A 20,790-nucleotide genomic window follows, 5' to 3' on the forward strand; every position below is an offset into this window, starting at 1 on the left:
TACAAATGTACAACCTTATTAAAGAATATAATTAAGAATATATCATTTAGAAGTAAAGGAAATATAGCCTAAGATCTTTGCTTAATTTTGAAAAGTTTGATAAAAAACTGCTTGTAGTAATTTACATCAAATAAGGCCGAATCTACTGTGGCTTTATAGGTAAGAAATACAGCAAGTGGCGTTAACAGGATAAAAGCAATCCACATACCAAAAACTGGATTAATTGAACCTTCTCTGGCTGATTTTTCGGCCACAGTGGTAACAATATGGTAGATTAGGAAGAAACAGATGGCAATTACAACAGGCAAACCCATCCCCCCTTTTCTAATAATTGCACCAAGTGGCGCCCCGATGAAAAACAATAAAATACACGATGCGGCTAAAGTAAACTTGCGTTGATATTCTACACTGGTAAAAATAATTTCACCATTCAGATCTTCCTGTCGCGGTGCACCGTTAGATAAACTCTGTGTGATTACTGAAACTGTATTTGAGGCATTTTGAATACTAGCCAATCTTGAACCATTTGGAATGCTTTTGAGCATAACATTATCGATCTTTTTAGGAACAACTTTTAACTTGGTGTAGCCTGCTGCAAGATTATTCTGTTTAAAATTATTACCAAGTGTTCTGGCGGTATTACGGTTAAGGGTATCCATTTGCTTAGTCAGCGAATCGCGTTTCTTAACAATTCCTTTTAAATTAAGCATTACCGTACTATTACCAAAGGCATTCTGATCTGTCTTCTGCAAATCGAAAGATTTCATATCGAACTTAGGCTCGGTTTCTTTAAATCTGGTTCTGGATAAGATCTGCCTCGGATTGTAAACCCCATTGCTATTAGATTGCTCTTCGTAAGTTACTCCGTTTTTAAGGTTAAATACTAAGTAAACTCCATCTTTCGATTTCTTCATCTCGCCTTCTTTAGCAAGAATAACCTTAGGAATACCGTTGGTACCTTTATGATCATAAATCATAATTCCGTACATTTTCCCATCTTCATCTTTACTATCAACACGGATAGAATAATCGGGAATACTATTGTTAAAGACACCTGGTTTAATTAAAAATGCCAGTTTTTTGTTCCTAACATCAAACATCAGCGAATAAAACTTAAGGTTCGCCTTCGGCAGAATATAATTGGAGAAAACGAATGAGCTTACCGTTAACATTAGAATTAGTACGATAAGCGGACGCATGGCTTTTTGGAGCGAAATACCGGCAGATTTTATAGCAACCAGTTCGTAGTTTTCACCAAGAGTACCAAAGGTCATGATGGAAGAAAGCAGTACGGAAAGGGGCAATGCCATCGATATTTGTACCATCGATTGATAATACATAAGCTCCAGGATGGTGTACCATTCAAAGCCCTTCCCAATAAGATCATCAACATATTTAAAAAGGAAAAACATTAAGAGGATAAACATCACTACAAAAAAAGTAGTAATAAAGGGCCTGATGAATGTTTTAATTATTAGAATATGGATCTTTTTCACCCTACAAAGGTAAACAAAGCAGAATAAATATTATGCACCTAAAACGCTGATCAGATAATCGATCTGATTATCCCAAATTAATTTCTTTTCTGCCAGCAAATCATCGGTTGCGAAATCGGTTATGGCTAAGGCAACATCATTGGTTAGTTCGTCCTGCACAATTTCCATCTCGAAATAGCATTGCGGTTCATCATCCAGCCATTTAAACTTAACCAGTTTATTTTCTTTTATAGAAACAAGTTTTGCCTTTTGCTGCTCATCATCCCATGTAAAGGTGTAAACCTGGTCGCGAAAATTTACATCATCGGCAAACCATTGTGATAAGCCGTTTGGCTCACTTATAAAGCTATATAATATTCTTGGTGACGATCTAACTTCGTACTCTAATGTAAATTTTTTCTTATCAGCCATATTAGTACAAACCAGAATAAATCCGGACTATTTTTAATATTATTTTTCTAAAGAAAGGTAATTTATTCTACATCTGCAACAATATAATTTTCATCTGCTTTTTTTGCGATACAAGTAGGTTTAACACTTGTTTATTGAAAATTATTCGACTGCTTAGTGTATATTGGAGCAGCTATCTTCCTCAAAAAATGACAAAGAAGGCTTTATAGCAAAAAACGAATTTGCTGAACAAGCAACCTGGACTGTAAATGAAAAGCCGTAAAAACTTATTTATCTTAGATTAATAAAATAAAACACCCAGCAGATGATCAAAAAGATATTAATAGTTTTAGCATTGGCGATATCATTTGGATTTGGTTTCGCATCCAACTCTATCCTAAACAAAAAACAAGTAATAAAGGAAAAAGTAACTGGTATTGGTGGCATTTTCTTTAAATGCAAAGACCCTAAGAAAATTAGAGAATGGTACAAAAATCATCTTGGGCTAAACACAAACGATTACGGTGCGACTTTTGAATGGGGTGCATCAACAACAGACTCAACTAAAAAAGGTTCTACACAATGGACTCCGTTTGCCGAAACAACAAAATATTTCGAACCCTCTGCAAAAGATTTTATGATTAACTACCGAGTGGCTGACTTGGAAGCGCTGGTTGTTGAATTAAAAAGAGATGGTGTAACCGTTGTTGATAAAATAGAAACTTATGATTACGGAAAATTTGTACATATCCTAGACATGGAAGGCAACAAAATTGAACTTTGGGAACCTAAAGATTAGATAAGGCAAAGTGTTTAGTTTTGGATAATAAGCAAATTTACAGCCTCATGCCTGATCGAATTAATGCAACGGCAGTTAATTATCGCTGAATTGTATTAGGCAACAGCATATATAACACTATAATTTTCAGGTAAACTGAAAAAACCGCCCTAGTCATTCCCATAATCATTAGATTTACAAAAGGTTACATAAATTTTATTTTATTTTTCTTCAGAAAGGTAATTTATTCTATATTTGCAACTCGAAAAAATAACCATACCAATATTTACATTTATAAGTAGATATTACCCGGCGGGGTAGCTCAGATGGTTAGAGCGCAGGATTCATAACCCTGAGGTCGGCAGTTCGATCCTGCTCCCCGCTACCTTAAGGAAACAGCATATCTACGTTGTTTCCTTTTTTTATACCCATAAACCACTATACAACAATTAGTTGTACCCCTCCCATTACCGGTTCGACATTTTCCAACCAGCTAACCTATACCAAAACAAATTTGGGCCTAAAAAAACGTATTAAGGCTACGCCAGGTAACTATTTGACGTGTTCGACTTTTCCTTACCGATCTCAACATCCTCCAGTACCAATTTTCTGTTATGGATCTTGGCAATGAGGTATAAAAAACTCAGTATTACCGCAGCCTCTTCATCATCAACCTCTATTCCATTTTTGGCAAGCAACGCAATGGCATTACTTCCCGAAACCTTTCTGTCTATAAAATCCATCTGATTTCCCCATTATGCTATTTATAAACCACTACCTTCGAAAGCGCAACATCATGGCCTAAAGACACCTCGCTTTTATTCAAGTCTATTCCAACTGGAGGAAATAAGCTGACCAATTGCTTTTTATCCGCTGTATCGAGATTATCAAAGCCCCGAAATACATCTATCGAAGTCCGGAAGCCAAGCCGCCGTTGCTCTTCGATTGTCTTTAGTTTGATGGCAACGTCAGACAGCTCTTTCTTTATAACCCCAGTAATCCTTCGAAATTCATTTTTCATTTCGCTATAGTCGTCGTATTTCAATATGTTCTCTACAAACAGTTTCCTCGCTCTGGATAGCATTGTCTCCTGCTCGACTAACTGACGCCGAAGTGCTTGTCTTTCGTAAAGAAATCCTGTCTTTTGCGTATCAACATTCCAGTCTGCAAGAATAGCGACGAATAGATCACCTACCATTTCCGATAACTGTAATTTCTGGAGCTGGTTCCTATAGCTGTCATTTAGCTTATCCGCCCTTACCCTTGCCCTACACCCTTGGCGGCAATGATAATAGGCATATTTTCGAGTATTGCCTTGGGAAAAACTTCCCGTAAGCCTCTTGCCGCATAGCGGACAGATCAGAAAACCCGTAAGAAAAAAAGTGGATCTGAAATCGGTCCTTATCGTACTAACCTTTCTTTTGGTATTGATGACATCCTGCACCTCGTAAAAAAGGGCTTCGGGTATCAGTGGCTCATGTATTCCTTTTATCATAACAATCTCCCCATTTCCTAGCTTAAGCGGAATCAGGCCACAATAAACTGGGTTACGGATAAGTTTGGAAAAATTTGAAGTCGTACTTCTCAAGCCTTTGTTCAGTGCCATTTCACTTAAATAACCTATTTTATAGATATTTTTTGCGAGTTGCTTAAAAACCCATCGTATGATGCTATCTTCCGGCTGTTTGGGAACTATAATCTTACGACCGTCCAATGATGACATGTTCACATATCCCACGGGAGCTTTATTAGGATACCTGCCCATTTCCTTAGCCTTTCTAATACCATTTAAGGTATTCATCGCACGTCTCGTGTTTTCCGCCTCTGGGACTGAGAGGTAGATGGCCAACATTACAGAACTCTCTGGAACGGATAGGTCTATTTGCTGATCTATGGCCATTGCCGACACATTGAGCTTTCTGAGAATGCCCAGCATCTCGTAGGCATACTGGATATTACGGCTGAACCTATCCCATTTGATGAAAATGATATTATTTTCTTCTTTTCCCCTGCCTTTTCTCAATTCGGAAACTAGCTTTTTCCATTCTGGTCTATTGAAGTCTTTTGCAGAGTAGTCCTCCCTACAGATTCCCTTTACATAGATGTTGTTCGATTCGCAGTATTTTATCAATCGATCTTCCTGTTCTGGGAGTGAGTAGCCTCTTCTTTTTTGTTCGTCAGTACTTACACGAACATATAGATAAGCTGATTTCATAACATTCAAGATTTATGTATGTGTATTTAACGATCAAAAGCCAAGAATATTCATTTTTTGAAAATTTTGAACTATAGGCTATATCTAGAGATTTCGGTAGCTTTGACCAACCAATTCAGTAGTGAATTTAAAGCGAAATGGGGTGACAGTTTGAACGCGGAACGGCTGGCCATTTTTGCCGAAATGCCCAGCTAGTGCAGCTCGGGCGGTAATTGATCTTTCTGGACTAATCCGATTTGCGGTTAATTCAAGTCACATCAATCAACAGCCATTTCGTATTGAGGAAATATTGCAATTAGAATCCCTTATCAGGATTTATAAATTAAGATTTAAGGAGAGGGTTTTAGTAGAATTCACTCACTCTAAAGCTGCCCGAGAATACAGACTCATACCATTGATGTTACTTACCCTAGCGAAAAACCTTTTCAAGCATGGAAACATCCACAAAAAGCAAGACCCAGCGAAGATAGATATTGCCATGAATGGTTTCACACTTACTATTTCTACCTATAACCTTCAGAAAGATGGAGAGTTACCCCAAGGTTTTCATGGAGGATTAGTCAATATTTTAACAAGACTTGAATATAACTACCCTTACAGATTCAAAATTGAATAGGATCCAGGAGATGGGAGCCACTTTTTTGTCCAAATAAAGATAACTAATCCGATATTCTAACATCAATATTTTAGACTAGTATATATTTTAAGCCATGGGCACAATTTAAAAAAGCAATTTTGGTTTTAATTTTTTGGCTTCATCCAAAAGATAAAGGGCATAACCTCGAGGTTTTAGGTATTTACTCTTCTATTTTTTTTAAGGGCCAAATATCCCGAGTATTGTTTTTTATCTAGGATAACCGTATTCCAGCCCTAAAACCAAACTTTTCAACCAAAATTCAAAAAGAATTTTAAAATTCCGAATCTCGGCACGATTGCCTTGCCTTATTACGTCTATTTACAAAGGATAAACCGTAGCATCCGCCAACAAAATACCCTATCCGGTCAAGTTCCTGATTTGAAAGTGATAGATGATTTATTGTTTCGATTTATAATATTGCATTCCGTGCTCATGTTAAAAAGTAGGTCACTTTGGGAGCCGTGCATTATAATTCCGACACCGTTAAAATCAATCTAAAAATAAATTTAGATAAATCTAAATTTATTTTTAGTCTTTTCTATTTTTATTATTAGATTTACAAAAAATCAGATAACATGCAGAAAAGATTACCCATTGTCCTGCTTTCACTTATGAGCCTGGTTGCTATAATGGTGTCCTGTGAGAAGATAATCCCTTCTTCTCCAAAAGAGGATGAAATTCTTGATGGCCCGGTAGAAGGACTCAGCTATGAACAGCTCAGACGGTTCGCTTTGGGAGACGCGGCCTTCAACAATGAGATATTTAGTCCTGAGAACGGCCTTGGGCCAGGCTTTGTTGCAACCAGCTGTGGAAGCTGCCATGCGGGTGACGGCAAAGGCCATCCTTTTACTACGCTGGTCCGTTTCGGGCAGACCGATGAAACAGGCAATAAATTTTTGGACCAGGGAGGCCCACAACTGCAGAACAGGGCTATTCCCGGATACAAACCTGAGCAAATCCCATCAGGGGCCACCTTTTCAAAATTTACACCGCCTGCTAATACCGGCCTTGGCTTTCTCGAACTGGTAGCTGATGCAGATATACTAGCTATGGCTGACCCCCAGGATCTGGATAATGACGGCATTTCTGGTATCCCGAATTACGCAATACTTCCCACATATGTTCAGGCGATTAACAATGCTATTGTACTGAAGGGAAAATATATCCATCGTTTTGGAAAAAAGGCGGCAGCATATAACCTGCTCCACCAGACTGTGAATGCCTACAACCAGGATATCGGGATCACTTCAAGCTTTGATCCTGTGGATGCCTATACGCGGATGGTGATTGACCCTGAAATCCCCACACTTACAGTGAATAACGTGGTGTTTTATCTACAGACGCTAAAAGCACCCATGCAGCGCGATGCGGGGAATGCGGAAGTTGAAACTGGCAGGAAACTGTTCGAAAAGATTAACTGTTCAGGCTGTCACAAGCCTACCCTAAAAACAGGTTTTTCTCCGGTGGCCGCTCTGTCCAACAAAGAATTCCATCCCTATACCGACCTGTTGCTCCATGATATGGGGCCTGGGCTGGACGATGGTTATACGGAAGGATCGGCAAAAACCTCCGAATGGAGAACCCCGCCGCTATGGGGATTGGGACTTTCGATGAACTCGCAGGGGGGATCTTATCATCTGCTGCATGACGGAAGGGCAAAAAGCATCGAAGAGGCGGTAACCCTTCATGGAGGAGAGGCATCTGCAAGCCGCAACAGGTTCAACCAGCTGTCTGGGGCAGAAAAAAATGCCATGCTGAGATTTTTAGAATCACTATAGAAATGAAAAGAAAAGATTTTATAAAAGGCTGTGGAATGGCCTGCCTTGGAGGCCTTGGGATCACCACGTTGATCAGTGGATGCAGCAGCCTGGTGCCGGCGACGGGCGAGATTGCAGGGGATAACCTGGTCGTAGAAATGAAGGACTTTGAACTCAGACAGGGAAAAAATGTCCAGTTCAAAAGATACATTGTAGTCAGCAATGACCTGCTCCGATATCCCATCTGTATCTACCGGCATGATGAACTGAATTATTCTGCACTATGGATGCAGTGCACCCACCAGGGAACCGAGCTCCAGGCTTTCGGAGACAGGCTTCAATGTCCGGCCCATGGAAGTGAATTTGACAATAAGGGCAGAATGACAAATGGTCCGGCAGAAGCAAACTTAAGAACTTTCCCCATTACCATAGAAAAAACCAGGATCAAAATTTCACTGAAGGCAGTATGAAAAAACTCTTTACGCTTATCATATCTATTGGTATCGGTCAGATGGCTTTTGCCCAGATCGACCCGAAACTTTTAAGGGCCAAACCCAGTGATACCGCAAAAAACTCACTCAACATGGATGCAGTTTATGAACGGCCTTTTATTGCCGTGGGAAAACTTCCGGTGTCGGTGGGCGGATATATGGAGGCCAACTGGCAGTATCAGGGTACAGAGGGGATCTCTGAAGGACAGCAGTTCCAGTTCAGAAGAATGACGCTATTTGTAGCCTCAACCATTTCCAAGCGCATCAAGTTCCTTTCCGAGATCGAATTTGAACCTGCTGAAAAAGAGATAGCGGTTGAATTTGCTGCGCTGGATCTGGAATTGCACCCCTTGCTTAATTTAAGGGGTGGAATGATATTGAATCCCATTGGTGCATTCAACCAGAACCATGACGGTCCTAAATGGGAATTCACCGACCGTCCGATCGCCATGACACAGATGCTGCCTGCAACCTGGAGCAGTGCAGGATTCGGGATTTATGGCAAGAACTATAGCGGTGACTGGATGCTGGGCTACGAGTTATATGCCACAAGCAGCTTTGACGATTCCATTATTGCAAACCCTGAAAACAGAACCTCTCTGGCTGCCTCAAAAAGGAATCCGGAAAGGTTTGAAGAAATTGCAAGCGGGCAGCCGCTTCTAACGGGAAAAGTTGCGGTACGCAGGAACAATATAGGCGAACTCGGCCTATCCTATATGGGGGGTGTTTACAATAAATGGCGGTCGGACGGGATTGTTATCGATGACAAACGCAGGCTAAATGTTTTTGCCATAGACTTTAACACGACACTTCCCAAACTTAAGACCTTCATCACCGCTGAGTGGGCATGGATCAGGGTAGATGTTCCCGATACCTATTCCCAGCAGTTCGGGAGCCGTCAGATGGGGGGATATATGGATATAGTTCAACCTGTGATCAAAAAAACGATTCTGGGCTGGCAGCATTCTGTTGTAAGTTTAGCCTGCAGGGTAGAGTATGTGGACTGGAATGTAGGGAAATTCAGGGAGACCGGTGGGAATATTGGTGATGAGCTTTTCAGCGTAATGCCCGGCATCAGTTTCAGGCCGAGGCAACAGACTGTACTGAGGTTTTCCTACCGAAAACAGTGGCAGAAGGATATTCTTGGAAACCCGGCTGCCAGAACCGGAGCATTCCAGTTAGGTGTATCAACCTATTTTTAATTCTGTCATCTATTTTAGCCGGAATCTAAAGAGGATTTCCCGATGTATATCTGAGAGGCCACAGCAGGCAGCATTTATCAACAAACCCCAGGGAATGGACGGTTTGTGTCCCAAAAACACGATTTCGTGGATGAGTAGCAAAACTGAAAAACCATCCTGCGTCAATAGCGGGTGCAACCGCTGCCGAGTACCCAGAGACAGGCTAACAAACCGACTGCGAACTTTTCTTATCTTCCTAGGAATTTTTAACCTAAACGAATAAATGGATGCCAATGAGGATGCAATAAAGTAATTTGAGTATTGGGAATGCCCCAATTAGAGCTATATTTCTTGACCCTGCCCACCATTTGTTAGAAGGTGCCAAAGAAGCCTATCTACGGATTCCATTTCTGGAGGTGACTGACCTGGCAATTTGTTTCCTTTGACCCGCACTTTGGGAAACTTTTAGATCGACACAAATTTTCTGGACTGTAAAATCAGTCGCGTACTGTTTGGTATGCATTGGCGGTACTCTCAATCAGGCGCCAAAATAATGTTATCGATGCTCTGTTTGGATTCACAATAGGACTCTGCATGGTAATAAGTGCCGCATGAGCTGCTCTACATCGTATGCGTTACAGGTTTTTACTGCCCAATCTCTTTACGCTGTATTCTTACTGCATTGAGAATAGCTAAGAAAGCTACACCCACATCTGCAATTACAGCCTCCCAGAGATTCGCAACACCGAAGGCCCCAAGAGAGAGCACGGCGATCTTCACTGCCATTGCCAAAATAATGTTCTGCCAGACGATGTTACGGGTCAGCTTGCCTATCTTCAAAGCTAAAACAATCTTTGTTATCTGGTCATTTTGTATTACGATATCAGCCGTTTCAATGGCTGCATCACTTCCAAGCCCACCCATGGCAATACCCGCATCGGCCAGGGCAATTACAGGGGCATCATTTACCCCGTCGCCCACAAAAGCAATATGGCGTCCCTCCTTTATCAAAGCCTCCATCTTTTCTACTTTTCCTTCAGGCAAAAGATCGCCAAAAGCATAGTCAATATTAAGTCTGTTTGCAACCTGATCTACTACAGCTTTTTTGTCGCCGGACAACATAACAGTCCTTATATTTAAGGCCTGCATCTGCTTAACACCTTCTCCCGCATCTTCTTTTATTTCATCTGCTATAGTAATATAACCGGCATATTTTTCATCCACCGCGATCACAACAATGGTATCTAAGATCTCCTCAACATCCTTTGGAAAATCCACCTTATATTTTTTTAGTAGCTTAAGGTTCCCTGCGAGCACATGCTTTCCATCTACTACTCCTTTAAGTCCGTGTCCGGATATTTCTTCAATTGAAGTTGCAGTGCCCTCGCTTGCGTCCTTTCCTGCATATTCAATAATTGCCTGTCCAACGGGATGGGTTGAATTCTTTTCCAGAATTGCTGCCAGTCTGATTAAATCTTTTTCGGCAAGCCCTGAGGGCACTATTTTTTGAACTTTGAAAACCCCTTTGGTCAATGTTCCCGTCTTATCCATTACTATGGTATCTATCTTGGTCATTACGTCCAAAAAGTTACCTCCCTTGAATAGAATCCCATTTTTCGAAGCCAGGCCAATCCCGCCAAAATATCCTAAAGGAATAGATACGACAAGTGCGCATGGGCAGCTGATCACCAGAAATACCAGCGCGCGATAAAGCCAGTCATTAAAGACATAATTTTCAACAAACAGATACGGAACCAGCGCTAGCGCTAAGGCCAAAAAGAAAACTATGGGCGTATATATCTTTGCAAATTTTGAAATAAAAAGCTGCGTCTGCGACTTTCTTGAGGATGCATCCTGTACCATTTCCAGAATCCTGCTAAGCTTACTGTCCCTGAACAGTGCAGTTACCTTGATCTCTGAGACGGTGTTTATATTGATCATTCCTGCCAGCACGGTTTCACCTTTATATTTACTGTCAGGACGACTCTCTCCAGTTAATGCAGCGGTATTAAAGGATCCTTTTTCTGAGAGTAGCTCGCCGTCCAATCCAACTTTTTCACCAGCTTTCACCTGTATGGTATCTCCGAGCTCTACATCAGCAGAGCCAGCGAGCTCAGCTTTCCCATCTCTGATTACGGTAACCTTATCGGGCCTTATGTCCAGCAGGGCTTTTATGCTTGCTTTCGCACGGTCCACTGCTGCATCCTGGAACCATTCACCAATTGAGTAAAAGACCATTACAGCAACACCTTCGGAATATTCCCCTATAAAGAATGCGCCTAAGGTTGCCACACTCATCAGCACAAACTCATTGAAGATATCCCCCCTTATCGCTTTTCTAAAAGCTAAAACAAGTACTCCCCATCCAGCGAGAAGATAGGCGATACTGTTGACGGCTAATGAAACCCATCTAGAAAGTTTAATATTAAATCCATAGTCCATCACCAGAACGCATATCAATATCGCCAGGCCCGATAGCAGTCCAAGATGCTGTTGCCATTGTGGCTTATCACCGGCACCCGTTTTGCGATCATGATCCGCAACGCTATCTTCGTTAATATGAAGCGCGCCGGCTTCCGCCTTATAAGCTGGAGCAGTTTGCCGAATATTATTTTTCGGTGCTTCTGCCTTAATATCATCGTTTTCGCAACAGTCCTTCATAATATGATTTTTTATTGTACTTTTTCAGTGATAAACCTCTCCATGTATCATGCCAAATATTACTCTGATAACAAGGTGCTGTGCATTGTCTATCTTCAGTTTCAACCTATCCGATTCGAAGCCTTGGTGCTGAGAAGCGTACGGCAGAGGTATTGTCAAACAGCGTCTTTGGCCTACAATGGCTTACTTCATTCCAGGAATTGAAAATGTAAGTCTGTGGCGATCTATTTTATCGGAGTTTTTTATTTTACTTCTATCTTTTACCCTGCCCGGAATAACTTTAGTGTAACCAGACAAAAATCAAAATAACTTTCGAACATAGGTTTCAAAATACTGATAAAAGAAACATTCACACAAAAATAAAATAAAAGGCCGGAGAATAATAATCAATATTAACAGAAAGTCTTTACAGCTATACCGATATTATCAAACTTGACGCTCACCATACATAAATAGCTGCCGGCGCTCCTATATAAGTCATGATAAAACGTGAGTAACAATGCCTCACAGATTGGAAGACACACTTTTTCGTTGCACTATTTTGGTTATAGATTAAGTACCAAGGGTCAGCAGCAGTCTTCCCATTCGCACGAAAATACATCAACATTTTTTAAACTAATTCGCTTCACTGTTGTTTTTATAATAACAAAACATCAGTTTATAATGAAAAATGTGGAAACTGTTATTCCGGCTGCCCTATACCTTCATACTATACGATTTTGCTACAGGGATAATATTAATTTGGCTATAGCCCTGGAAACCGGGCTTTCGGCCTCTGATGTACTACTGGCAAACACAATTCAAAAATTAAAAAGCTGGAAAGGGTTTTCTTTATTCGATGATGACGGTCATCCAACAAACAAAGTCTTCGTGGCTGGCCGATGGAGGTTAGAATTACCAATAAATAAAGGTATACGTAAGCTCAACGCAATAAACTTATCAACAAAAAGCCATCACTTTCCTACCATCCAGTTAGATAGGGTGATGAAAGCATTTGCTGACACTTTTTTTCTCAAAAACACCTCTAAAATCAAGCGCTCTGGTAAATAATTTTTAATCACTAAAATTTAAAGTCATGAACACAGAAAATTCAAAAAAAGAGAGTCAAAAGCATCCGGCACACCATGAACATCAGGAGCATCACCCCCACAAAGAGCATCATGAAGGGCCTGAGCATGCGAATGAAATGGAACATCACAAAGAGAAAGAACACCATTCTGAGGCTGAACACCATAACGATGATGAACATAAGAACACAAAAAAAAGTTAATTATGGCAGTTTGGAAAGGAATGTGCGAGCCGATATTCCTTTCCACTTATTAACTATCAAAGTAATAGGTTTGTAAAGATCAACCTCATCTATTATCAGTATCCCTGTCTGAATAGGGGCCTTGGCAGTTTTGTATCCAATAAAATAAACCATCTAATATCTGTAGAAAATTCCTGATATTGCCATTACATAATAAAGTATGTGTTATCAGCTTTTGGCTGCGCCATCGGTGGGTGTTCTATCATCTCCATCAGATTCCGCTCTATGGTCATGCAGATTGCTGTCATCGGCGTATCGGTGGGAACATTTTCGAATGGATCCTGCATAATGATTGCTGTTTTTTCGATCATAATAAAGAGAATCGGAACGAGAAATATCAACATTATTCTACAACTGGTGTTTCATCTTCCAGTCCAAAAGGCATAATAGTCATTAGGACATAGATCAGAAAATGAATGAGTACACTATATGAGCGTGGAAAGATCGTGTTTTTAATTCGTTCGCATTTTCCCATTGAATCGCACAGGCGGGCAATGGTGGAATCGATTTGTACAACTTTGTTGGGATCCATCTGACCACGTTCACTGGCCGAGGCCAGCGCTGAGCTGTGGCGGATGAGTAATAAATTTGCTTGGTTTTCACTGTTGAGATTATGCTTGATAAAATAATTCTTCACTTTTGTAGAAGGAGCAGTCTTCCTCAGCGACTCTGAGAGCGCAAAACACCAGATCACCTGACGAGTCGCAAATGATTCAAGTAAATCAGCTCTATCCTTGTGTTTTGGAAGGAATAGGGTCAATTGCCTTATCAGTGTCCTGCTATCGTTCACTATTGCGCCCCAAACCACTCTTGCTTCCCACCAGCGTTCATAAGACTGCGAGGTCCTGAAAGCAAGCAAGAGCGAAAGGGTCGTACCCACAAAGGCAGAAAGCGCCAAAGGGATTTTAATTTGTTCGAAGAAACCATAATGATCGAGCGTTCCAGCAACTATGGCATATATTCCAATTGTTATGATATCCCATTTTATTAACCTAATGAAGTATAGCACTGATATTTTTTTATTTATAAGCATGTTCTTATTTTGTCTATTTAGCATGAAATGCACGTTGTGCAGTGATTGATATTTTGTTATTATCCAAATAAATATATAGTTTCCGCTTTCACTTTGCAAATTCATTTTATGGTTGTTTCGTTTTGCAAAAAGAATTTTAATTGGTGTTTGGCATTTGATTTAGCCGACTCTTCAAGGGATATAATTCTGGCAGAAATAGACCAGAAATTTTCTTACCGGTCTTCCGTTTCTGAAAATTACAATTGGCCGGAGCTGCCTGACACTTGTAAAATGGCCATTTATTGCAGGTGGATCTCCAGCTTTCCTTGCCAGGTTTTTAAACGATGGCTCTGAATCCAGAAATATTGCGTTTTTACCTTTTAGCTTGGAAAGATCCGTTCCAATGTAGCTGAAATGTAGTGCGTGCTCGCCGATCACGTTTTGCCCATATATAAATTCCCGGCTTAAGAGATTGAGTTCAGCTGATGTTTTATAACTGTCAGCAGAAAAGATGAAGTCGGCTTTATATTGTGTTTTAAGGATTTGTGATTTCCTATGGAGTTCTTCCCATCCTACCCATGTATCATCTGAACGAACCGGTACGGGATAGAATACTATCTCCACGAAAAGCCCTGCATGGATAATCAGTGAAATGATAAGCTGAATCTTTATCCAACGGTCCGGGATTATCCCACCTACCAGAATAATGCCTGTGATATAAGCCGGCATCATCCAGTTAATCTTTACCCAGTAAAAAGGCGAGAGCGAGAGAAAAATCATGAAAATGGGCAGAAAGAAAGCGAGCAAAAAGATCTGCCCTGCAGAAAGCTTGAATCTACCTTTTTCTTTCAGGCTGAACATCAGATAAGTAGCGCGAAACAAAAAGGCAAAAGCGACAGGGATAAGCAGCGCGAGTTGATGGCCAAAGAGACCAAAGATAAACCTTGGGCTAAACTGAAGTTCAGAAACAGAATTCATGCGTTTTGTACCCTGAAAAGCGAAAGATGCAAAGTTGTTATTCCAGTTCCATATAATCACCGGTGAAGAAACCATTATCATCAGCAACACTGATAGCCAGGGCCATATGGTCAGAAGTTGTTTCCTGTTTGAGGAGGAAAACAATAAGAAAATGAACATTCCTGCAGGAAGGAAGACGGCTGTATATTTGCTATCAAAAGCGAGTCCCATAAGTATACCGGCATAAATCCAGTCTATTTTTCTTTTTCTGAACACTGCATCATGGATTTTGCAAAGGGCAAGTGCCCAGAAGAAAAGCAGCGGGGTATCCGGGGTGGAAATCAAGGAAAGGATGCTTACCATTAAGGTGGATAAAAATAGCACAATTACTTTTTTTGACTGACCTGAAGGATAGAACCGAAGTGACAGATTGAAAACGGCAATGGAGGTAAGAACGGTGAGTACCGAATCCCCGAGCTTAATGGCAGTTGGATTTTTGCCAAAAATTTCTGTAAAAATCCTGATTAACCAGGAAATGGCCGGAGGGTGGTCAAAATAGGAAAGACTGGGGTGGCTGGCATAAAAAAAGTAATACGCATCCTGCGGCATTGGTCCCATTGAAAACACAGCAATAACACGAATGACCAGGATAGCACATAGCATATAAAAAACAGCTGGAGATAGGCCGGCAGTTAGGTTTTTTCGCATGACATGTAAAAAAGATTTAGACGGCAGGCAACATTAGGCCTGCTGTTCGGGTAAACAGTTATGTAAAAAGTAATATTGGCCAGTAACGCCGCGGCAAGGGGTTTGAAAGTTCTCCTTAAGACATGCTTTGCAAGTCAGAGAGGCCGGCCAAAGTATTATAAACGGATTTCGGTGGTCCTCGAAAACAGGGAGATTTAAGAAAATAAGTACGTATTGAGGAATTTTGGAGAACCGGTTTCGCCTGCAACAGGTGGGAGGTCAGAAAAAAATACGGATGGTTGAGTGTTCTGAAAGTGTCGAAACTAAATTTATCTTTTTCCTGATTAACTTCCTGATGGCTTGAAGATAAAATGATGGCATGCAGGACAGTTTCAAACTCCCCGGCACCGTGTTTAGCACGCTGATTATACTGTGAAATTTTATTGTGTGGATTCTCGAGCACGAGGCACTGATCCAGCAGGAAACTGAATGCAAGTAAAAGAACGGTGTAGACCAGGCGGAAGTTCATAATGAATTTATTTACATTGCTTTCAACCGCGATCGATTTGAACCTGGAACTGACTTACTTTCAATACGACCCTTATGCCCATGTCCTTTAGGGGATATCAAGGCCATGAACCATAAAAGTATTGTAAAGAGTGTCACTGCCGCTATAATCAACACCCTGAGTAGCATTTTTCTTCGGCCAGAGACATGGAGAGGGACTGCTTGGGTATATGGGTTCTTTTTATTTTTTCTCATGAATTCCTTAATCTATTTTTACTGGAAATCTCCTGTGCTTATCACCTTTTTTTGGTAACTTTATAGCCTAACAAGTACTATAAGAAGATGTCCTACTTTTAATTTATTTTGTTTATTGCTTGATGTTTTCAGCATCCTGTGCATTATTGCGATTCTACGCTTGACTTTACGCGCAGCGGTGCAACCTATTTTGAAATTGCAGCGGTAACGAAATTATATTCTAACCGCACTGTTTTTAAAAGTAACTGAACATACCGGCTCCAATTGCTCCGTGACTGTAGCTGGGCATTACTACTGAACGCCCGATTTCCTTTTGTGTAAAGATTTTTTTAATCTTTGGATATAGCCAGTAAGATGCCCGCGTGGAAAGAAAACCTATCCCTGCTCCTGCTACAACATCACTGAGCCAGTGCTTATTATTATACATCCGGTAATATGCGGTTGCCACTGCGGCAGCATAGCCTGAAATGGGGTAAATAACTGATCTTTCCTTATATTCCTGACTGAGCAGTTCTGCCGATGCGAATGCCTCTGCGGTATGCCCTGAAGGAAATGCGTTGCTGGATCCGTCCGGCCTGGTCACCTGGGTGATCCTTTTAAGGGATTGGCAGGTGGCGGTAAGTATGATATTGCTCAGCAGATAGACCCCGGCCTGGTCAATGGTTTTATTTCTTCCTTGTATGCCAGCCGTGCTCAGGCCTAGCGCCAATACCCCGGGGGCGAACTGCAGATAGTCATCTATCCTAAACTTATTGTGCGGATGCTCAAGTGCAAACTCCTGCCTGGCGGCAATATCAAGGTCTGTGAGTTCGTGGCTTCCCAGCTTTACAAATCCGTAAACTATACTTGCTGAGGCTGCAGCTCCCACTATTGGTGACATCCGAATCTTAAAGTCGCCGTGTTCTGTTATGCCGTCCGCAAGGGTCTGTTTTTTCATCAGCAACGTATCCCCTGGTTTTTGTGAAAAGGATGCAAAGGGATGCAGGAATGTGAACAGCAACCAAAATAATATTCTAAAAAAACTCATCTTATATATATTTTAATCATCAGCGGTATGCGAGTCATTCTCATGTTTAAATTTCTTTTTCCATTTTACGTACCATTTCTGGTGATGAAGACTCAGCAAGAAATAGATTCCCAGGGCAGCAGCTACTGCGATGAGGAACATGTTAAGTCCTACGGCCACACCGATTCCCGCGGTACACCACAGGGTAGCTGCGGTAGTGAGGCCTTGTGAAGTGTTGGTTTGATCATTCTTGTAAATGATTCCTGCACCCAAAAAACCAATGCCCACCAGAACGTTGGCAATGATTCTAGAGGCTGCCGCTGTGTCCCCCATATGCTCGCCAATGGCGGTGAAGAGTGCGGCGCCGAGACACACCGCGGCATAAGTACGTATTCCGGCACTCCTGCCATGTTTTTCACGGTCAAGACCGATGATGCATCCAAGAATGAAAGCTACAAGAAGCCTTAGGATTATATCCCATTCGTTTTCCATTTCCATTTTTTAGTGTTGTTTTTTCTTTATCCGCGCTTTGACCGTTTCAATATTTGCTTGTTTTCCTGTTGCCAGTAAAGACCTGCAGTATGGAGTAAAAAAACGATGTGCAGTTAAGAAGTTGAGTGTTTTATTATCCCATTCTGTCAAATCCATTCCGCTTCTTTTATTGACCTCTCTTGCCACCTTCTCATCAGTTATCAGGAATTCCTCGTTTCCAAGGTTATAGGTGTCCGCATCACAGATGATCTCCTGGATCGTATTCCTGGGATCATGAGGTATTGTAGTTGCCCGAATGCAAGCCGCTATATCGAAAATAACATCTAGTTCAATTCCTCTATCGAGCATAAACTCTCGCATTAAAATCACGCTTCTCTCTTCATGACCAGCGGGGCTGCCCAAAAGCTGCCCGGTGTCGTGAAACCAAGCTGCGGCGAAGAGTACAAACTCACGGAGCTTGTCCAGGCGGTAGTTCGAAGCAATTTCGCGTGTTCGGCTAACTACAAGCTTTGTGTGTTCGAGGTCATGGTATACCAGATCGGTATGCCAGTGCTGTTGAAAGAGTTGACTAACGTAAGCCTCGGTCTCCTCCAAAAGCAGATCAAATACATTTTTCCTTCTTAACTTGAAAAAATAGTTTCCTATTAAGAGCGCCAGTATCCCTAAAAACAAACCAATTAGCAATAAAAAATAATTGTTCATATGATTGTTATTGTTTTAATCCACCATTTTTAAAAAGATGATAGGCGCTCTGGTATAGCGAGATGGCTTCCAGACTTATCTTTTTTGGCGTCTTTACGGGCGTTTGTACGTTTGTAGTGAAATCGTACCTATAACTCTGGGGGGCTTTTCGTGGGCTGAGTACCACAAGCGTGTCATTGCGGAGATAGCCAAGTTTTTGATAGGTCCCCAGCATGATCCTTGGGCGATAGGCTACTGAGCGTACATCCATTCCATAGTTATTGCCCTGGAAATCCCATTTGAGCAATCCAAACAAGGTTGGGTAGAGGTCGATCTGAGAACAGAGGGCTGAAATTGTCAAAGGGACCTGTCCTTTAAGATTATAGATCATAGCGGGAATATGGTACCGGGAGATATCGATTTCATTTTTCCCTGCACTTTCAGCGCAGTGATCAGCAATGAATATAAATATCGTATTGTCGAACCAAGGTTTTTTCCGGGCTTTTTCTAAAAATTCACCGATGGCAAAGTCAGTGTACTTCACGGCCCCCTCCCTCCCCGTTCCCGGGGCGATATCAATTTTTCCTCCGGGATAGGTAAAAGGACGATGGTTGGATGTGGTCATCACAAAATCGTAGAACGGCTTTTTTGTCTGGAAACGTTTGTCCGCATCACGGATCACTGCAGAAAGCAGGTCCCCGTCAGAAATGCCCCAGGCATTTTCAAAGGCAACCTGATCATCCTTTAGGATCGTTCGTTTTACCTTATAGGTATCTCCCACTGTTAGTTTTCGGCCCCTATCGGTTATCTCGTATCCATTGTTACCAAAGAACTGATTCATATTGTCGAAGTAGCCATCCCCACCATAAAAAAAAGAAGTTGAATACCCGCGTTTAGAAAATATACTTCCAATGGTGGTTAGATTTGCATTATTTTCTCTTCTGACAATGCTGTTTCCAGGGGTTGGCGGAAGGGCTAGGGAAAGCGCTTCCATACCGCGTACCGTTCGTGTGCCAGTGGCATACATCCGCTTAAATAAAACGCTTTGTTTTGCGAGGGTATCAAGTGTTGGCGTAAGTCCCTGTGCATTACCAAAGGTTCCCATATAATCCGCACTAAAACTTTCCATTACCACCATGATCACGTTCGATCTGCTTTGGCCATTGCCATTGGAAACGATTCGGCGAATCGAACCTTCCCCTGGCATAAATCTTGCCAATGGAGATGACAGCTCTTTTCTTGTGGTATTAAATGCGACCATCTCTGATGTCATGGGATAAAACTGGTCATAGTTCAGCTCATTTGAGCGGAACGCTGCAATGAATGAATATATCCCCGCTTTGGAAATTTCGCTTACATATCGGTTACTGCTACGCTCGGCCCAGGAATTGTCCACCTTCTGGCCATAAAATATTGCCATCAAAACAATCAGTAGGGTAAATAAAAACCTGTGGAGAACAGGGGTAACTGAACGGAAACTGATCCTGAAGGCTGCACGCATGAGATAGTTCCATAGCAGGGAAATGAGTACAACGCCTGCAATTAAAAGCGGGAGTGGGTAAGACTCATTGATGTTGTGCAGTACCTCGTAAGTGTAGATCAAATAATCTACTGCTATGAAATTGAAGCGGCTTTCAAATTCCAGCCAGAAGGTAAATTCAGCAAAGAAAGAGAATACCGATATCAGTACCATTAGAAACAATAATATCCTGGTAAAGGTGCGGTCAAAAGCTGACCCGTTCCATTTTTGGGGAAGGCAAAGCAGATAAACGGCATAAAATAAGCAAAAATAGATACTCACCCCCAGATCGAAAACCACGCCCTTTGCAAGTGCAGTAAATATGTCTATGGTTTTGAGCCCTCCCTTGCTGAAGGACATCGCGATTAAAATGATCCTGAAGAAACTGGAGACGACAAGAAAACTTAGCATAAAATAATGCAGGAGGCTGTAGCGACTTTTGATGAAAATAGATCTTATCATTTTTCGGTTTTTTGATTGGGGGAGGCTGATTGGGTTATTGGCTTTTTATCTTTGTTCCAGTGGATCCTGAAAAAATGCCTAGCTTTCGAATAAACGCCAAGCATAAGGAGCAGTGTCATTATCCAATAAAAAACCATTCGATATATGGAAGTCCTTGGGGTTTTCAACTTTTTCTTCCTTGCGGCGTTTCCGCCAGTCCCGGCAGCAGCGGGCCGGGCCTTTATGTTTCTTTTGTTCTGCATTTGATTAAATTCTTTTGAATGGCCCGAAGATTTCTGAACTCCTGACCACTTTTTA

The 20,790-nt window shown here is 41.5% G+C and carries 21 protein-coding genes and 1 tRNA gene; 8 read left to right on the forward strand and 14 right to left on the reverse strand.

Features of this window, described 5'->3' with window-relative positions; genetic code table 11:
- Nucleotides 1-68: 68 nt before the first annotated feature.
- Together ACZZZI_RS07095 and ACZZZI_RS07100 are read right to left on the reverse strand one after the other, a co-directional pair.
- The gene (locus tag ACZZZI_RS07095) at nt 69-1,496 is read right to left on the reverse strand and encodes an LptF/LptG family permease (RefSeq protein WP_344765499.1); all 1,428 of its coding nucleotides are present in this window, start codon (nt 1,494-1,496) and stop codon (nt 69-71) included.
- Nucleotides 1,497-1,526: 30 nt separating this feature from the next.
- Entirely contained in the window at nt 1,527-1,907 is a 381-nt protein-coding gene (locus ACZZZI_RS07100; RefSeq protein ID WP_316761967.1) for an START-like domain-containing protein, read from the reverse strand.
- A 304-nt stretch (nt 1,908-2,211) separates the two neighbouring features.
- Here ACZZZI_RS07100 and ACZZZI_RS07105 point away from each other — a divergent pair, with 304 nt between their 5' ends.
- Entirely contained in the window at nt 2,212-2,685 is a 474-nt protein-coding gene (locus ACZZZI_RS07105) for a VOC family protein (protein ID WP_463489033.1), read from the forward strand.
- 290 nt (nt 2,686-2,975) lie between these two features.
- Nucleotides 2,976-3,049: transfer RNA gene (locus ACZZZI_RS07110), tRNA-Met, on the forward strand.
- A 154-nt stretch (nt 3,050-3,203) separates the two neighbouring features.
- On the opposite strand, the gene ACZZZI_RS07115 is transcribed toward ACZZZI_RS07110, so the two are convergent.
- Nucleotides 3,204-3,407 (reverse strand): hypothetical protein, encoded by a 204-nt coding sequence (locus ACZZZI_RS07115; protein WP_231491324.1) that lies wholly within the window; start codon nt 3,405-3,407, stop codon nt 3,204-3,206.
- Between the two features lie 17 nt (nt 3,408-3,424).
- Nucleotides 3,425-4,879, reverse strand: coding sequence for a recombinase family protein (locus ACZZZI_RS07120; RefSeq protein ID WP_231491323.1), 1,455 nt, complete (start codon nt 4,877-4,879; stop codon nt 3,425-3,427).
- 397 nt (nt 4,880-5,276) lie between these two features.
- On the opposite strand from ACZZZI_RS07120, the gene ACZZZI_RS07125 reads away from it, so the two are divergent.
- The 4 genes from ACZZZI_RS07125 (at nt 5,277) to ACZZZI_RS07140 (ending at nt 8,966) form a co-directional block, all read left to right on the forward strand.
- On the forward strand, nt 5,277-5,495 hold the full coding sequence (locus ACZZZI_RS07125; RefSeq protein ID WP_231491322.1) for a hypothetical protein: 219 nt from the start codon (nt 5,277-5,279) through the stop codon (nt 5,493-5,495).
- 596 nt (nt 5,496-6,091) lie between these two features.
- On the forward strand, nt 6,092-7,294 hold the full coding sequence (locus ACZZZI_RS07130; RefSeq protein ID WP_463489034.1) for a di-heme oxidoredictase family protein: 1,203 nt from the start codon (nt 6,092-6,094) through the stop codon (nt 7,292-7,294).
- Between the two features lie 2 nt (nt 7,295-7,296).
- Entirely contained in the window at nt 7,297-7,743 is a 447-nt protein-coding gene (locus ACZZZI_RS07135; protein WP_090985871.1) for a QcrA and Rieske domain-containing protein, read from the forward strand.
- The gene (locus ACZZZI_RS07140; protein WP_231491320.1) at nt 7,740-8,966 is read left to right on the forward strand and encodes a hypothetical protein; all 1,227 of its coding nucleotides are present in this window, start codon (nt 7,740-7,742) and stop codon (nt 8,964-8,966) included. The genes ACZZZI_RS07135 and ACZZZI_RS07140 overlap by 4 nt, the downstream gene beginning before the upstream one ends.
- Before the next feature lie 624 nt (nt 8,967-9,590).
- On the opposite strand, the gene ACZZZI_RS07145 is transcribed toward ACZZZI_RS07140, so the two are convergent.
- A complete protein-coding gene (locus tag ACZZZI_RS07145) occupies nt 9,591-11,606 on the reverse strand; it encodes a heavy metal translocating P-type ATPase (RefSeq protein ID WP_082018553.1) in 2,016 nt (671 codons plus the stop codon).
- A gap of 663 nt (nt 11,607-12,269) precedes the next feature.
- Between ACZZZI_RS07145 and ACZZZI_RS07150 the strand changes: the two genes are divergently transcribed.
- Both ACZZZI_RS07150 and ACZZZI_RS07155 read left to right on the forward strand, forming a co-directional pair.
- Nucleotides 12,270-12,656: a hypothetical protein gene (locus ACZZZI_RS07150; RefSeq protein ID WP_039474370.1), complete on the forward strand. Its 387-nt coding sequence runs from the start codon at nt 12,270-12,272 to the stop codon at nt 12,654-12,656.
- A 25-nt stretch (nt 12,657-12,681) separates the two neighbouring features.
- On the forward strand, nt 12,682-12,876 hold the full coding sequence (locus tag ACZZZI_RS07155) for a hypothetical protein (RefSeq protein WP_463489035.1): 195 nt from the start codon (nt 12,682-12,684) through the stop codon (nt 12,874-12,876).
- A gap of 185 nt (nt 12,877-13,061) precedes the next feature.
- Here the strand turns inward: ACZZZI_RS07155 and ACZZZI_RS07160 are convergent, their stop codons facing one another.
- The 9 genes from ACZZZI_RS07160 to ACZZZI_RS07200 form a co-directional block, all read right to left on the reverse strand.
- Nucleotides 13,062-13,226, reverse strand: a complete 165-nt coding sequence (locus tag ACZZZI_RS07160; RefSeq protein WP_463489036.1) for a hypothetical protein — start codon at nt 13,224-13,226, stop codon at nt 13,062-13,064.
- Nucleotides 13,227-13,258: 32 nt separating this feature from the next.
- Entirely contained in the window at nt 13,259-14,053 is a 795-nt protein-coding gene (locus ACZZZI_RS07165; RefSeq protein WP_463489037.1) for a bestrophin family protein, read from the reverse strand.
- A gap of 66 nt (nt 14,054-14,119) precedes the next feature.
- Complete coding sequence (locus ACZZZI_RS07170; protein WP_039474376.1) at nt 14,120-15,592, reverse strand: ArnT family glycosyltransferase; 1,473 nt, start codon at nt 15,590-15,592, stop codon at nt 14,120-14,122.
- A gap of 115 nt (nt 15,593-15,707) precedes the next feature.
- Complete coding sequence (locus ACZZZI_RS07175; protein WP_156131433.1) at nt 15,708-16,100, reverse strand: hypothetical protein; 393 nt, start codon at nt 16,098-16,100, stop codon at nt 15,708-15,710.
- 468 nt (nt 16,101-16,568) lie between these two features.
- The gene (locus tag ACZZZI_RS07180; RefSeq protein ID WP_082018554.1) at nt 16,569-17,360 is read right to left on the reverse strand and encodes a phosphatase PAP2 family protein; all 792 of its coding nucleotides are present in this window, start codon (nt 17,358-17,360) and stop codon (nt 16,569-16,571) included.
- A 12-nt stretch (nt 17,361-17,372) separates the two neighbouring features.
- Nucleotides 17,373-17,831 carry an MgtC/SapB family protein gene (locus tag ACZZZI_RS07185; RefSeq protein WP_231491317.1) on the reverse strand — a complete coding sequence of 153 codons (459 nt, stop codon included), beginning with the start codon at nt 17,829-17,831 and terminating at the stop codon, nt 17,373-17,375.
- Between the two features lie 9 nt (nt 17,832-17,840).
- Nucleotides 17,841-18,533, reverse strand: coding sequence for an HD domain-containing protein (locus tag ACZZZI_RS07190; protein ID WP_052266071.1), 693 nt, complete (start codon nt 18,531-18,533; stop codon nt 17,841-17,843).
- Between the two features lie 7 nt (nt 18,534-18,540).
- Complete coding sequence (locus ACZZZI_RS07195) at nt 18,541-20,493, reverse strand: LTA synthase family protein (RefSeq protein ID WP_039474382.1); 1,953 nt, start codon at nt 20,491-20,493, stop codon at nt 18,541-18,543.
- Nucleotides 20,490-20,735, reverse strand: coding sequence for a hypothetical protein (locus tag ACZZZI_RS07200; protein ID WP_039474385.1), 246 nt, complete (start codon nt 20,733-20,735; stop codon nt 20,490-20,492). The genes ACZZZI_RS07195 and ACZZZI_RS07200 overlap by 4 nt, the downstream gene beginning before the upstream one ends.
- Nucleotides 20,736-20,790 lie beyond the last annotated feature (55 nt).

The organism is Pedobacter sp. AC190 (assembly GCF_979258025.1).